A 14,298-nucleotide genomic window follows, 5' to 3' on the forward strand; every position below is an offset into this window, starting at 1 on the left:
CTGTGCCCTTGTACACTACGATAGTTAGCCGCCGCTAAGGATAGATGCGATCACCGTCGCAGTGAACCTCCGATACGTAAAAATAGCCGCCGGACTCCTCGATAAGTATGTGAACCTGATGGACGCCCGGAATAAGTGGCATTGCGGTACATTCCGCATCTGTGTACTGAGCTTTGGTTATGAGTTTTGCGGATTCGTACTCCTGCGGGGGCAGCACCAAGGGCACAATAACCCCGTCCACAATTGGGTAGATCCCAAGTGTCCCATTGAGCTTCATCTTTACGTAAGTGTGGACATTGGTGCCGAACTTTTCGGTCGCCAGTGGCCCGGTCGATCGTTCTAGATCTGAATATCTGAACTCAGAACTGGCGCCAATTCGAGGCGTAAAGGTGTGTGTGCGATTTACGTGTACTGCCAGCCCGCACCCTAGATTGTTGTTGAATGCCGAATCCGAACTCCATAACTGGGCGCGATAGCCAAGTCCTTCCTCGGATCGCTCCAAGGAAGAGATCGTTGAAAGGCCTAGCTCGAAGCGACCGGCTGCAGACGCAGATTCGCCTATTCCGTAAATTTCAAAAAGCGACAGTGGCTCTGGCAGTATTTTCACTATGGGATGTGGCTTGTATGGCCCACTCGTCGTTTTTTTATGGAACGTTTCTACATTTTTAGGATGAGGCGGCACATGAAAGACCCCAAGAGCTAGAGACGTAGTGCGCCCTTCGACTGGATACTGCTCCAGTCTAAACCATATCCCCAAGTGGATGGGCTTGATAGGCTTGCACGTCTGTGTAACACCCCAAGCGCTCTGTTCATTTGAGCACTGCCGATCCACGCTTTCTTCGGCTGCCTGGAGTTTGTCATGCTTGCTCACGTAGGCCCTTCCTCCCCGCTCACTCTTGTGTGTTCTCTGAACCCTGTTCGCACTTCAAGCCATAGACGGCTCAGGCGGACTCCCGGGGGCAGATCGAGGCGACCGAGGTGCTCCATAGCCCAGGATGCACGGTCGAACATAGTGTCCTCGAATGCGAATACAAGGTGCACGAATCGCGCAACATCATATTCAGTTTGAAGCCCGTGCTCCAATGCTCGTTTGCTCGCCTGCTCTATAATCGTATTAATATCTCGGTTGCTCAGGCGGGCGCACTCCTCTACCCAGATCTCCACGACCTGCATGCTTATTTTGCTGATGAATGACGCGTGCACCGCTTCGCCGAAGCATGCGCTTTGGCTCCGCCTAATTACCAACATTTGCGTGTTCCTCGCTGCTCACCGCATACTATGAACCTTGGTCCCAGGCCTCCGGCTCCTCCGGCTCCTCCAGCTCCTCCGGCCCCTCCGGCTTACTCCCCTTCCCCTTCCCCGGCGTCCCAGAGACATTGATCTTCACCTTCGTCCCCTGAATCGTCACCCCATTCCCATCGAACCGCAAAAACCCGCCAGGCCCCCTCAGCGTAAACGCCTCCCCGGCCTCCCCAACATACTCCTCCCCCGTGAGGTAATGCGCCTCCTTCCCCACCCGCAGCGCATACCCCCCTTCCACCTTCTCCTGCCGCTCCTCCACCACCGTCAGCGATTGCTTCCCGTCGATCTGCTCCCCGCGGTCCCCCTTCACCTCGAGGCTCACATCGACGTCGACCCGCTCCCGCTTCTTCTTCTTCGTGACCCCGTCCGCATCTTTCCCCACCCACCGCTTCCGAAACCCGTCCGTATGCTCCTGCTCGTTCCTCTTCACGAGCTTCTGCCGGTCATGCACCACCGTCGCAAATTCGTCATTCTTGACCAGCCGCGTCCGATCCTTCTCGGCCTGCTGCCAGACGAGCTCCTTCTTCGCGAGATCCTCGAACATGACCTCGTTGAACCCACCCGACCCGAGCGACGAATCACTCTTCCACGTGCTGCGCGTCTTGTGCTCCGGCAGCCGATACGGCACCTGCTGCACCGCATTGTACACACGCCCCATCACGAACGGCAGATCCGGATCCCCCTCGGCAAACCCAACCAGCACCTCCTGCCCGATCCGAGGCAGCACGACCATCCCATACCCCATCCCGCCCCAGCCCTGATTCACGCGGATCCAGCACGAGCTATCGTCGTCCTTCTTCCCCTCTCGATCCCAGGGGAATTGCACCCTCACCCGGCCAAACTCGTCCGTGTGAATCTCCTGCCCCTTCGGCCCCACGACCGTCGCACTCTGCAACCCATGCACGATCGGCTTCGGCGTCCTGCGCGGCGGGCGATACGGCACATCGGCAAACACCGCGTGCCCCGACAGCGTCCACTCGCCCTCCGCCGTGCCCTCGAACGTCGTCTCCAGCACGAGCAGCTTCCGACCCACCGAAAGCTCGGCGTGTGGATGCCGATCCATCGAGAAGATCACGCCCGGCGCGAGGTCGAACGTATTCGCCTCGAACGACGCCCCCCGCACCCCCACGCGCTCCGCGTGCAGCGACCGCTCCACGAGCTCCTTGCCATACTTCTCATCGTGCCGCGCGACCCCCTTGTCGTCGGCCACCGGCGTCCCCCCGCCCTTACCTGTCTCGACGAGGAACCCGCCCTGATCAAAATGGTACTGCTCGTTCCGATCCTCGAACCCACCCGCCTGCGGCGCCTCGCCGAATAGCGCAAAATCCGGGTTCCGGAATTCATGGTCGCGCACCGCATACGCGCCAGGTCGCACGTCACGCGCGAATCGCACGGCCGTCACGTACTCCTGCTCGGCGGACTGCCCCGGATGATCCACGTACCGGATCGGCTGACCCGACCGGACGGGACTCGTCTCCAACCGATCGCAGAACGTCAGCTTACCGCCCTGATCCTCCGGAAACGTGAATGCAATCCCCGCCTCCTCCAGGAGCCGGCTGAAGAAGTGGTAATCCGTCTCCCCGTACTGGACCTTGTATTCGAGCTTCGGGTACTTCGCCCGATCGATCTTCCACACCTTGTCGATCGACCACTCGGCGAGGACCTCGTCGACGATGTCAGGAATCGATACGTGCTGAAATATGCGATTCCCCCGCCGCTGCCCAAGCCGGAACAGCTCAGGCACGATCCGCACGTGATATGTGGACAACCCCTTCTGGCCGGCTGCGGGTTGAAGCGCGTGGACCTGCTCGGCATCGACGACAATGCCCTTCCACGTGCGCCCCCCCAAGCCCGCGACGTGCACGTACCCCGGTACCGACCGAAGGGTCGCTGGCTGGTCCAGAATCGCACCGAGGTCGAAGCTGGGATCCGGAGAGCGCCCCCAGATCGAGATGGTGAACAACGACGAAACGGCCTCCCGCACGACGAAGCGCCGCACCGATAGCTCGCCGGAGGCCAGAGACAGCTCAAGGATGGCCATCGACGCCGCTCCTCACATGCTCGATGTCCCCGTCCTCTTGCTCGAGGTACCACGAGCGCGCCCGGCCGAACAGCTCCGCCCGCTGCCCCTCCTCACACGAATCCCAGAACACCCTCATCACCCCTGGATCATAAAACCTAAAATAAACCCGCTCCCCCGACTCCTCCAGCTCCACCATCAGAAACCGCCGCCAATGCCGCCGCACCTCGACAAACCGCGCCTCACTCGTGCACCAGATCCCCCACCGCCTCCCCCACCCCTCCAGGACGAGCTTGTCGAGCAGCCCCGAATCCTCCCGCATCGGCCCCACCAGATACGGCGCGACCTCCTCCAGCGTCTCCCCCTCGACGCCGTCGTACAGCGACCGATGCGGCTCCACGTGCTCCCTCATCAATTCCAAAATACGATCATCCCGCGCCGCATCCACCACCGCATAAAGCTTCTCCCGCTCCGCCACCCCCCGCAGCTCCTCGAGCGCCTTCTCCGCCGCCTCCCGCCGCTTCCGCTCCGCCCGCGCCGCCTCCCGATCCTCCTCGTCGATCTCGTCCTCCGGCGCAGGCGTCTTCCCCTCGACGTACACCATGAAATCCGTCTCTCCCGCCTGAATCCACCCCCCATGCGGGATCTCCTCCTCCCCCTCGATCGCCTTTCCCCCGAGCATCGTCCCCTTGATGCTCCCGAGATCCCTCACGACCGCCCGCGCCCCATCCCACCCGACCTCGAAATGGAGCCGCGACATCTCGCCATCATTCTCGACCACGAAATCCGCGCCCGCCATCCGCCCCACGCGCGCCGTTTGCCCCGACCTCAGCACGATCTTCGTGCCCGCGAGCTTCCCCCACCGAACCTCCACGATGAGCCGCGGCGCTGTCACGACTTCCGCCCCCTCTTCCGCCGCTCCTCGCGCTCCTTCTTCTTCCGCTCGCATTCCTCGCAGAACGGTTTGTCCGTGCGCAGAGTATCCATCTGCGGATTCGACCCAATCAACACCGTCGGACACCCCGAAACGATCCGCCCCCCGTGACTCGTCGGATCCCCTCTCCGCGCCGCATCCTTGTATGCGATGACCACCGTCGGTTCACCCATCACGATGGACGCGCCGCAAGCCTCCATGTCCCCGACGCGCGCCTGCCATTGGTAGCCGACGACGACCGTCTCCTCTCCCGTCACGATCACGTTCGGTGGGTGCAGCGGGCATGTATGTCGATCCAGAATCCTCGCAGCCGGCGGCATCGCTTCGTCCTCCTACTGCCCGATCAGCGTCACGCTGACGTCATCCACCTCGGCCTCGATCGCCTCTTCCGGCTCGTCCGGGCTCGACCCCTTCCCACTCCCCGGCGCCCCACCGCTATTGATCCGCACCTGCCTCCCGCGAATCGTCACCCCGCTCTGGTCGATGCGCACGAACCCGCCCGGCCCCTTGATCGTCAGGTCCTTCCCCGCCTCGATCACGATCGCTGTCCCCGCCGCGACGTGGATCTCCTCGTTCACCCCGATCGCATAGTTCTTCCCGACGAGCTCGTGCCGGTCGCCCTTCACCGTCAGCGATTGTTTCCCCTCGATCCGCTGATTGCGCTTCCCGTACACCCGCAGATGCGAATCCCCCTCGATTCGCTCCCGCTTGTTCTGCTTGATGACGATGTCCTGGTCTTTCCCGACATACACCTTCAAGAAACCGAGCGTCTTTTCGGACTCGTCGTTCTTCACGAGCTTCTGCCGATCGTGCCCGACCGTGATCGTCTCGTCGTTCTTGACCAGCCTGCGCCGGTTCTTCTGCGCCTGCTCGTACACGAGCTCCTGGCCCTTGAGATCCTCGAACATGATCTCGTTGAACCCGTCCGAGCCGAGCGACGAATCACTCTTCCACGTGCTGCGCGTCTTGTGCTCCGGCAGCTTGTAGGGCACCGCCTGCTTCGCGTTGTACACGCGGCCCACGATGATCGGTTGGTCCGGGTCGCCCTCCAGGAAACCCACCATGACCTCCTGCCCGATGCGCGGGATCACGATCATCCCATACCCCGTCCCGGCCCAGCCCTGGCTCACGCGGATCCAGCAGGAGCTGTTGTCGTCATTCTTCCCCTCGCGATCCCAGGGGAACTGCACGCGTGCCCGGCCAAACTCGTCCGTGTGGATCTCCTGGCCCTTCGGCCCCACGACCCGCGCGCTCTGCACCCCCTCGACGCGCGGCTTCGGCGTCCGCTGCGGCGGCCTGTAGGGCGCATCCGTGAAGACCGCTTGTCCGGACATGCTCCACTCGCCCTCCGGCGTCCCCTCCACCGAAAACTCGGTCACGAGCAGCTTCGTCGACTCCGTGATGTCCGCGTGCGGATGCCGGTCGATCGAAAAGACCTGTCCCGGCCAGAGGTCGATCGTGTTCGTGTCGAACGACACCACGCGCCGGTCCACCCGCGTCCCGCCGAGGAGGCGCGTCGCGCGACCCTTGCCGAACCCTTGATCGTACCGCGCGACGCCCTTGTCGTCCGCGGCCGGCGTCCCGCCGCCCTTGCCACCTTCGACCAGGAACGCCCCAGGCTCGTAATGGTACTGCTCGTACTTCGCCTCTTGCCCCTTGGCCTTCGGCGCTTCGCCGAAGAGCTCGAACGACGGGTTGCGAAAGTCGTAGTCACGGATCGTGTGCGCCCCGGGCCGCACCCCGTAGGACAAACGGATCCCCGACACGAACTCCTTCTCGGCCTCCTGGTTCGGGTTGTCCACGTACGGCAGAGCCCCGCCGGGCCGCGGTGTGTTCGATTCGAGCTTGTCGGAGAGCGTGAGCTTCGAGCCCTTCGCGTCGTCGTCCGGAAACGTGAAGGCAATCCCCGCCTCCTCCAGCATCCTGCTGAAGAACGCAAAGTCGCTCTCGCCGTACTGCACCTTGTACTCGAGCTTCGGGTACTTGCCGCGATCGATCTCCCAGGCCTTTTCGATGCTCCAGTCGCCGAGGAGCTCGTCAATGATGTCCGGGATCGAGAGGTGCTGGAAGATGCGGTAGTTCCGCCGCTGCGTGAGCATCCACAGGTCGGGCACGATGCGCAGCGAGTAGGTCGACAGCTCCTTCGCGCCCGACGCGGGCTGCACGGCCTGCACCTGCTCGATCGAGCTCACGATGCCGCTCCAGAGGCGCGCGCCGCCGAGCCGCGCGAAGAGCCATCCGCTCACGATCCGCAAGGACGCCGGTTGCCCGATGATCGCCTCGAGGTCGATGCTCGGGCTCTCGGACCGCGCCCACACCGAGACCGTGAACAACCCCGACACCGACTCGTGCACCGAGAAGCGCCGCACCGACAGCGAGCTCTCTCCGCAGGCAAACGTCAACTCCAAGACCGGCATGCGTGCGACACCTCGTGTTCACCCTAGCAAGCTCAGGGTTTGCCCGTAAGCACCATCGTGCGCATCAGAACAAATCCAAACAACTTCCGCTACTTAGTACGCAACCACTCCACGCTGACCCTGGATCTCACATCCCCCACCAACCAACCACGCCGAAAGTCAACATGTAACCATCCCACCCACACGTCCTCCACGACCAAGCACCCCCTCAAAGCTTACGCATGTCAATCACACCAACGTAGTACGCTTACCTGTTTCCCCAACCAAACCACCCGCTGTACACTCCCGCCTCATGGCATCCACGGGAGCACCCGCAGCCCCTGGCGACGTCGTCGCAGGCCGATACCGCGTCGAGTCGTGGCTCGGGCAGGGCAACATGGCCGCGGTGTATCGCGCGACGCACCTCGTCACCGGAAAAACATACGCGCTCAAGCTCGTGCTCCCGCAGCTCGTCGACCGCGATGAGATCCGCGACCTCTTCCTCCAGGAGGCGCGCGTCGGCGCGCGCATCGGAGAAAACCCGCACATCGTCAACGTATTCGACGCCGGAATCGATCCGCAGCGCGGCGTGCCATTCCTCGCCATGGAGCTGCTCGAAGGCGACACGCTCGATAAATACGTCAAGCACCGGGGGCCCGTGCCGCCGGGCCTCATGCGGATCCTCTTCGGCCATCTCGCCGATGCGCTCGGACAAGCCCATGCTGCGGGCGTCATTCACAGGGATCTCAAGCCCGGCAATCTGTTTCTCACGTACGACCGCGGGAAAACGCCGCTGCTCAAAGTCGTCGATTTCGGCATCGCCAAGGTCCTGGAGGAGGGCGTCCAGGGGACGGCCACGCAGGTCGGGTCCCCTGCATACGCCGCGCCGGAGCAGCTCGGCGCCGGAATGCGGCCCGTGGCCGCGAAGATGGGGGTCACCATCGCGCACGGCATTACACCGCAGACCGACGTCTGGGCCCTCGGCGTCATCGCGTACGAGCTTTTGCTTGGCGTACCGCCCGGGCATCTGTGGACGGGCGAGGGACGCGGGAGCCTCACCGACATCATGATGGGCGTGGCCCTTCAGCCGACGCCGTCCGCGGTCGCTCGTGCGGGCGCCAAAGCGCACCTCTTGCCGCGTGGCTTCGACGAATGGCTGGGGAGGTGCCTACGGAAAGACGCCGCCGAGCGCTGGCCGAGCGTGGTAGAGGCCGTGCAGGAGCTCGCCGAGCTGCTCGATAGCGGGTACGACGACGGAGAGACGCAGCAGATTCGTCCGCACGCGTTGCTCGGGCTCGCGAAAAAACAGCCAATGCTCGCGACGATGCCCCTCCATCCCAGGCCGCGCTCCGTGCCGCCGCCGCCCGTGCAGACGGCTGTGCTTCCTCCGGGGCTCTACGGCGTGCCCGAGCAGACGGCGCCCCTCCCGCATCCCCAGAATGCTCGCGCCGCTGTTTTGCAGACCTTGCCTCTGCAAACTGTCCCCTCCGAGCTTCGCGCGCCGCCGCCTCCGCCCATCGAGGCTCCTCCGCCGCCTGCCGACGCCCGTGCCCCGCAGCCCTCCACCCCCGTCCACGTTGGCCCCGAGCACCTCGCGCTCTCGCCCCAGGCGCCGCGCGCATTTGCATCGCAGCCCTCCCTGACGTCAATCCCTCAATCCGCCGCCACGACCCACGGGCTTTCAGCGACAAACCCGCCGGCCACGCGGAGCGCTTCGAAAAAGGTGGGCGTCATGCTCGGCGCCCTGGCGCTCTTCGGGGCCCTTGGCGTCGTTGCCTTCGTGCTCACGCCCAAGGCTGGGGGGCTCCGGATCGAGGTCACCGGCAGCGACCTCAGCAAGGCCGCCATTTACGTGGACGGCCTGGAGCGGTGCGGGACGACGCCCTGTGTCGTCGGTGACCTCGAGCCGGGAAACCGTATCATCAAAGTGGTTGTTCCCGGGAAAGCCGAAAAGGTCGTTTCCGCAAGCGTGGTGCGAGGCGAAGAAAGCCCTGTTCTGATTCCATTGGAGGGGTCCGCGCCGGAGCTTCCGAAACCTACGCCGCCCGTCGAGCCGTCGATACAGGAGGTGGTGGGAACGATCCCGGTGTCGGAGGCTCCAGAGCCCACGCGCGCTCCGGGCCCCATGCCCACCGCGACGCCCGCGACCGGCACGGCGAACGCCCAGGCAACGCAGGGGACGGGGACGCTGAACATCAACTCGATCCCAGTATCCAAGGCGGTGCTGGACGGGCGGCCGCTCGGCAGCACGCCCAAGGTCGGCCTGTCGGTGCCGGCGGGGACACACACGGTGACCTTCATCCATCCCGAAAAGGGGAAGCAGACCGTGACCGTCACGGTGAAGGCGGGGGAGACGAAGACGGCCGCGGTGAAGTTCAAATGAGGGTCGCGGGTCGCCTCCTTGTCATGCCATTCCTCGTCCTCCCGCAGATGTACGAGCAGCGGCCCGATTACTCCTGTTCCACCGTCCGTTCCACGCGCTGCCACGGAAAGCGCCCGGAGAGCTCGACCTCGAGCGTCCAGCTCAAGAACGTCCGCACGAGCACGATGATCACGAGCACGCCGACGCTTGTGAATGTCGGGCGGACGGCGACAGTGCGGATGATATCACCGGCGACGAGTAGCTCCAGGCCGAGCAGAATGGCGCGGCCGACCGTCTGCCTGTAGTCGCGGTAGATTGCGTCCGACGCGCACCGGCCAAGCACCTGACGGGCGATCCGAGCCGTGGCGACGAGGACACCGAGCGCGATGACCGCGACGCCGAATGCGTCGATGATCGTGCCCGTCCACCGGATGGCGTCGTCCAGCTCCATGACGCGAATTCAGCAGAAACCGTGCCTGTACCGGGATGTCGCCGTTCTGTACAGAAGGGGCGGTCACGCGGCCGCGCTCCAGCCTCGTCCGGACGTGCCGGGCGGGCACATGCAGCCGTAACGCGAGGGCCCTCGCGCGCATCCTACGATGCAACCGAGGAGCATCGTGACGACGCTGCGCGCAGTGAAGGTCCCCGCCGAGGCGCTCAAAACCCTGCCCACGACCGTTCGTCCGCGGATCGACCCGGCCGATGTCGTGGTCCCGCCCGGCTACACCGTCGAGGCGCTCGTCGCGGGGCTCTCGTTTCCAGCATGCATGGAGTTCGGCGAGGATGGCGAGCTCTACATCGGCGAAGGCGGATGCACCTGGCCGACGCGCCCCGCAATGCCGCCCCGCATTTTGAGGCTCGATCCATCGGGAAAGCTCGAGCACTTCGCCACCATGAACTTCGCCGGCCCGCGTGGCTTCGCGGTCCGAAAGGGCCGGCTCTACGTATCGAGCAAGGGCGGCTATCACACGCGCATCGAGGTTTACGATCTCCAAAGCCGCAAGCCGACGATCCTGTTCGACAAGATCCCCAACGGCGGCTGGCACGAGCCGGGCGGGCCGCTCATCGGCCCGCACGACGGGCTCATGTATTTCGGGCAAGGGTCGGTGTCCCTCAACGGTGTGGTGAGCCCCGCGGGCTTCACGGTGGACATTGCCAAGCACCCGCACGCCAAGGACGTGCCTGGCCGCGACATCACGCTCAGCGGCAACAACGTCCAGATGCGCGACCCGACGAAGCCCTTTCCCTTCCTGGTCGAGACGGGCCCGTACAAACCCTTCGGCGTCCCCGCAAAGAAGGGCGAGGTCGTCAAGGGCGAGCTCTGGTGCTCGACGGGCGTCTGGCGCGCGACGCTCGACGGGAAAGATCCAGAGCTCATCGCCTGGGGCATCCGCAATCCCTTCGGGATGGCGTTCGACGAGGAGGGAAACCTCTTCGTCTCGGACAACGATTACGAAGAGAAAGGCGAGCGCGCGATCGCACAGGATCCGGATCGCGTCTGGCGCGTGAAGAATGCCCGCACGCCGCACGGGTCCGTGACGGAGCCGGAATGGTTCGGCTTTCCGGACATCGCCGGCGACGGCCTGCCGGTCTGGCACGAGTCGCATCTGCCCACGCGCGGCACGCCGGCGCAGCCGCTGCTGGAAAACCCGCCGAAATGGTCCGGCCCTGCGACGTGGCTCGGCGAGCCGCACACGGGGCTCGGCAAACTGGATTTCTGCCGCACAGACGCGTTCGGTCCAGGCCGGCGGGGCAAGCTGTTCCTGTGCTTCTTCGGCACGTATGCGCCGCTCAACTCTCCGCGGCCCGAGCAGCTCTCGAACGGGTTCGCCGTCGCGCAGATCGATGTCTCGACCGGGAAAACCGACGAGCTCTTCCTGCGCAACCGGCACCCGGGCCCGGCCTCCGCGCATGGCAGCGGCGGCATCGAGCGCCCGGTCGACTGCAAGTTCAGCCCCGATGGCAAGAGCCTTTACGTGCTCGATTTCGGCATCAATGTGGTCGATCGGAACAAGGTCGTCGCGTACGCCCACACCGGCGTCCTCTGGCGGATCACCTGGGACGCGGCCGGAAGGAACACATGACCCCCAAGGCATCGATTGCGAACATCAAGGAGCCGATCCTGGTCGAGCTCGACGGTGCGAGCTGGGACGCCTACCTCGACAGCACGGAAAAGTGGCTCGACAACGTTTTGATGATCCAGGCGTCCTTCCGCGAGCTCGCCGAGGACGTGCGCGCAAAGATCGAGGAGCCCCATTTCCACGCGTACCTGGGCGAGGTCGCGGAGAAGGCGCAGGCGCACGAGGATCGAGCCGAGGGGCTGTATCGAATCATCGGACGAGATCCTTCCCGCCTGCGTCCGGCGCTCGGGGCGTTGACGGCGAAGGTGCGTCAAGGCTGGGCAGACGTGTTCGGGCTGGCCGGCGGGGCGAAGGCGCCGTGGCGGGACCTGCATCAGCTCTTTCTGTCGAGCCTGAGCGCGATGAGCGCGTTCGGAGCAACCGAGCAGCTCGGCTACTCGCTCGGCCTGCACGAGCTCGCAAACGAGTGCTTCGCGATCGTCGACGAAAAGTACACGCACCACCTGCTCCTGCAGGAGCTGACGCTGGAGATGGTGCCGTGGGGGATCCTGTACAAGGCGCCGTTCTGACCTCTCCCCCAGCCGAACCTCGCAACCAGAGTCCCGTCGAGCACCGCCCCCGGAGGGGCCGTGGCGATCCGACGGTATCCGCGCCGAACTCAAACAACGGGCGCCACCGGTGGGGCTGGCATAGACTCCCGACCATGACCGACGTCGGAGTGCTTGCAGGCACCCCTCCGATCACGATGCACACGACCTGAACGATGATACTCCCCATTACCCACGAAAACATGGAGGCGCGGAGGTGGCCCGTCGTCACCCTCGTCATCCTCGCGCTCTGCTTCGTGATCCACTCCGTCGTGGCCGCCACGGAGCGCTCGCAGACGCGTGAGCTCAGCGCGCTCGTCTCGCAAGCCCTCACCTACCACGCAGCGCACCCGTATTTGAAGACGCGCCCGCCGCTCGACGAAATCGTCGGCTACACGCAGCTCCCGCTGTTTGGCGAAAGACCACGCCCCGAGAAGGCCCCGGACGACGAAGAAACGTTGGCGCAGCAGCAGCAGCACCTCGATGGGATCGGCCTCTCCGTGCAGAAGACGATCACCGCATTCCCCACGCGCCGCTTCGGCTACGTGCCCGCGCGCGGGGACGTGCTCGGGCTCGTGACGCACCAGTTCCTCCACGGCGGCTGGCTGCACCTCTTGTTCAACCTCTGGTTCCTCTGGCTCTGCGGCTGCAACCTGGAGGACCGATGGGGCCGCGCCGTCTACGGCCCGTTTTACGTCGCGGCCGGCGTCGTCGCCGCGCTCGCGCACAAATTCTTGGGAGGCTCGCCGAACGTCCCCCTCATCGGCGCTTCGGGCGCCATCGCCGGCGCCTTGGGCGCGTTCCTCGTCGCATTCGCAAGGACGCGCATCCATTTCGTCACCTTCATCCGCCTGCGCCCCATCTTCTTCACGGCGCCGGCGTACGTCATGCTCCCGCTCTGGCTCGCCTCGCAGATCGCCTACTTGATGCTCGCGCCGCGCGACGGCGTCGCCTACGCGGCGCACGTGGGAGGCTTCGTGTTCGGCGTCGTCGTCGCAGGGGCCCTCCGGTTGAGCGGCGTCGAGAAGAAGCTCGACGACGCCGTCGAACAGAGCGTGACGACGGTGCAGGATCCACGCATCGTCGAGGCCTCGGACCTCATCACGCAAGGTCGCGCCGCCGAGGCGCTCGCGCGCCTCGACGAGCTCCACGCAGAGATGCCTTCGAGTATCGACGTGCAATTCGAGATCCTGCGGGCGACGAAAATGCTCGGCCAGAGAGCACGCGAGATGGCGGCCTACGCTCGGCTCATGCAGCTCTACGTCCGCGCGGGCCAGACCGATGGGGCGATCACGCTCTTCCGCGAGGTGCGCACCGAGAAGCGGCTCCACGAGCTGCCAGCCGCGACGCTCATGCAGATGGGACAGACGCTCGATGGCGCGGGTTTTCCGCGCGACGCGACGGACGCGTACGAGGCGGTGCACCGGAAAAACGCAGAGACCCTCTTGGCCGTGAAGGCGACGATCGCGCACGCAAAAATCGCCGCGCGCCTCGGGGCGATCGAGGAGGCGCGCTCGCTCTTCACCGCGGCGCGCGAGTCGCCTTTCTCGACGAAGGAGCTCGACGACGCGGCCCTCGTCGAGCTCGAGGCGCTCGACAAACTGGAGCCCGCAAGGTCCGGGCGCGTTCCTTCGTGAGCCGCGCGCTCTCTTCTTCGAACTTGGCGAAGAATCGAAACGGCTCCCTCGATCAGGGCTTGCAGCTCGCAGGGTAATCCACGTACGTCTGGCCGAGCGGGGTGAGCTCGCCGCTTTCGCCCAGCAGATCGATGCTGGGCGTGAAGTCGCTTCGCCCGGTGAACCAGGCATAACGTTCGACCCTGGGATCGGCCTCGAGGATCGCGAGCGCGGCCTTCATGTACGCTTGCTGCACGGGCTCGGAGGTGTCGCTCCCGTCGAGGCACGAGAACTCCGTCAGCCAGAGCTTTTGCGTGTACTTGCTCTCGAATTGCTGGAGGTACCAGGTGAGCGCGCTCCCGTCGCACGCGTACCAGTGCATGGCGATCGCGTCGACTTTGCAGGCCGGGCACGCGGCGAAGAACTGGTCGAGCCACTCGAACGGGTCCGCCACGTTGCAAGTGCCCCCGCAGAAGTTGACGGCGGGCGACACGATCGCGAGGTCGTGCTGCTTCGCGAAGTCCTCGATCTGAGGCCAGAGCGCGGCCGCCTGCGTCGGCGTGAGGTTCGCCTGCGAGCCGAAATTGGGCTCGTTGAAGCCGAGGAGATGACGCGCGTCAGGCGGGACCTCCGCAGAAAGCCCCGAGAGGGATGCTTCCCCCCACGCCATGGGCACGTACTCCACGCCGAGCCCGGCGTAGGCGGCGGCAACCTCGGCATTGTCCGGTTTCGCCGCCCAGTTGTACCACCAGCCAATCCCCTTCGAGAGCGCGGTGAGGTCGGCCGGGGAGTGGTAGCCGTACGCGATGCCGCGCTTGCACGCGGTCGGGGCAGCGCCGCCAGCGCCCGACGACGAAGCGGCGTCCTCCGCGCCAGAGCCCCCCGTGCCCGTGTGCAGCACCTCGACGCTGCTCGAGCCGCAGGCGGTGAGGGCTGCTGCGAGGCCGATGGATACGCAAGCGAGGAGACGCGGAGGGTGTTGCATCGAGGGAGAAGTGGA

At 65.0% G+C, this 14,298-nt stretch carries 11 protein-coding genes; 4 read left to right on the top strand and 7 right to left on the bottom strand.

The genetic code is table 11. From position 1 onward, the window contains the following. Positions 1 to 34: 34 nt before the first annotated feature. From QHF85_RS00595 to tssI (QHF85_RS00615), 5 genes are all read right to left on the bottom strand, one after another. Complete coding sequence (locus QHF85_RS00595; RefSeq protein ID WP_281325020.1) at positions 35 to 871, bottom strand: hypothetical protein; 837 nt, start codon at positions 869 to 871, stop codon at positions 35 to 37. 405 nt (positions 872 to 1,276) lie between these two features. Further along, entirely contained in the window at positions 1,277 to 3,343 is a 2,067-nt protein-coding gene (tssI, locus tag QHF85_RS00600; RefSeq protein ID WP_281325021.1) for a type VI secretion system tip protein TssI/VgrG, read from the bottom strand. Then, on the bottom strand, positions 3,330 to 4,271 hold the full coding sequence (locus QHF85_RS00605) for a DUF4123 domain-containing protein (protein WP_348652703.1): 942 nt from the start codon (positions 4,269 to 4,271) through the stop codon (positions 3,330 to 3,332). Before QHF85_RS00605 ends, tssI (QHF85_RS00600) begins: the two co-directional genes overlap by 14 nt. After that, positions 4,214 to 4,576 (bottom strand): PAAR domain-containing protein, encoded by a 363-nt coding sequence (locus QHF85_RS00610; RefSeq protein ID WP_281325022.1) that lies wholly within the window; start codon positions 4,574 to 4,576, stop codon positions 4,214 to 4,216. Before QHF85_RS00610 ends, QHF85_RS00605 begins: the two co-directional genes overlap by 58 nt. 12 nt (positions 4,577 to 4,588) lie before the next feature. Further along, positions 4,589 to 6,673: a type VI secretion system tip protein TssI/VgrG gene (gene tssI / locus QHF85_RS00615; protein ID WP_281325023.1), complete on the bottom strand. Its 2,085-nt coding sequence runs from the start codon at positions 6,671 to 6,673 to the stop codon at positions 4,589 to 4,591. A gap of 292 nt (positions 6,674 to 6,965) precedes the next feature. On the opposite strand from tssI (QHF85_RS00615), the gene QHF85_RS00620 reads away from it, so the two are divergent. Then, the gene (locus tag QHF85_RS00620; RefSeq protein ID WP_281325024.1) at positions 6,966 to 9,035 is read left to right on the top strand and encodes a serine/threonine-protein kinase; all 2,070 of its coding nucleotides are present in this window, start codon (positions 6,966 to 6,968) and stop codon (positions 9,033 to 9,035) included. A 67-nt stretch (positions 9,036 to 9,102) separates the two neighbouring features. On the opposite strand, the gene QHF85_RS00625 is transcribed toward QHF85_RS00620, so the two are convergent. After that, positions 9,103 to 9,465 carry a DUF1622 domain-containing protein gene (locus QHF85_RS00625; protein WP_281325025.1) on the bottom strand — a complete coding sequence of 121 codons (363 nt, stop codon included), beginning with the start codon at positions 9,463 to 9,465 and terminating at the stop codon, positions 9,103 to 9,105. Between the two features lie 148 nt (positions 9,466 to 9,613). Here QHF85_RS00625 and QHF85_RS00630 point away from each other — a divergent pair, with 148 nt between their 5' ends. From QHF85_RS00630 to QHF85_RS00640, 3 genes are all read left to right on the top strand, one after another. Beyond that, on the top strand, positions 9,614 to 11,098 hold the full coding sequence (locus QHF85_RS00630; RefSeq protein ID WP_281325026.1) for a hypothetical protein: 1,485 nt from the start codon (positions 9,614 to 9,616) through the stop codon (positions 11,096 to 11,098). Then, positions 11,095 to 11,664, top strand: coding sequence for a hypothetical protein (locus QHF85_RS00635; RefSeq protein WP_281325027.1), 570 nt, complete (start codon positions 11,095 to 11,097; stop codon positions 11,662 to 11,664). The genes QHF85_RS00630 and QHF85_RS00635 overlap by 4 nt, the downstream gene beginning before the upstream one ends. Before the next feature lie 194 nt (positions 11,665 to 11,858). Further along, entirely contained in the window at positions 11,859 to 13,319 is a 1,461-nt protein-coding gene (locus tag QHF85_RS00640; RefSeq protein ID WP_281325028.1) for a rhomboid family intramembrane serine protease, read from the top strand. Between the two features lie 52 nt (positions 13,320 to 13,371). Here QHF85_RS00640 and QHF85_RS00645 read toward each other — a convergent pair whose 3' ends face one another. Then, positions 13,372 to 14,283: a glycoside hydrolase family protein gene (locus QHF85_RS00645; RefSeq protein WP_281325029.1), complete on the bottom strand. Its 912-nt coding sequence runs from the start codon at positions 14,281 to 14,283 to the stop codon at positions 13,372 to 13,374. Between the last annotated feature and the right edge of the window lie 15 nt (positions 14,284 to 14,298).

Origin of the sequence: Polyangium sp. 6x1 (assembly GCF_029946515.1) — a bacterium.
Classification (GTDB): Bacteria; Myxococcota_A; Polyangia; order Polyangiales; family Polyangiaceae; genus Polyangium.